Origin of the sequence: Pseudohalioglobus lutimaris (genome assembly GCF_002866825.1) — a bacterium.
Taxonomy (GTDB): Bacteria; Pseudomonadota; Gammaproteobacteria; order Pseudomonadales; family Halieaceae; genus Halioglobus; species Halioglobus lutimaris.
The window spans coordinates 1-444 of the sequence record NZ_PKUS01000073.1 but is presented as its reverse complement, the minus strand read 5'-3'; the positions used below and the strand labels follow the sequence as shown (position 1 = coordinate 444).

At 50.0% G+C, this 444-nt stretch carries 1 protein-coding gene; it reads left to right on the top strand.

Annotation, left to right across the window (positions count from 1 at the left end):
- Window positions 1-285: 285 nt before the first annotated feature.
- Window positions 286-444 (top strand): ATP-dependent Clp protease adaptor ClpS (locus C0039_RS20845; RefSeq protein WP_207796511.1); only part of this gene is annotated, 159 nt, incomplete at its 3' end.

The following is a 444-nucleotide window of genomic DNA, read 5'->3' as shown; positions in this document are numbered from 1 at the left end:
GTCCGCTTTGTTTGAATGCCTCATCGTTTGAATGCCTCATTTCCCGCTAATGTGCGATGAACCCTTTTTTTTGGCGCTTTTTATTGGTGAGGTATCCTTGGCCGGGTTACAGGAAGTAATCCCATAATCGGATTACGGCGTAATTACCCATACGCTGGCGCAGGTTTTTGCGATGCGTTGCGAGGCCTTGAAAACCCGAGTATTGTATCCACATCCAGTAGTCGAGCCACAGATTAGTTAATGAGTAGTAGCGTGGAATACATCCAGAATCGTCCGGGGTTGCGTATGTCCGGCGAAGACAAAGATTCAGAGGGCGGACTTGCCCTGCAGGAATCGAAGCCCGAGCTGAAGAAACCCCCGCTGTTCAAGGTCGTATTGCTCAACGATGACTACACACCGATGGAGTTTGTCGTGGAGGTCCTGGAGACGTTCTTCCGCATGAAT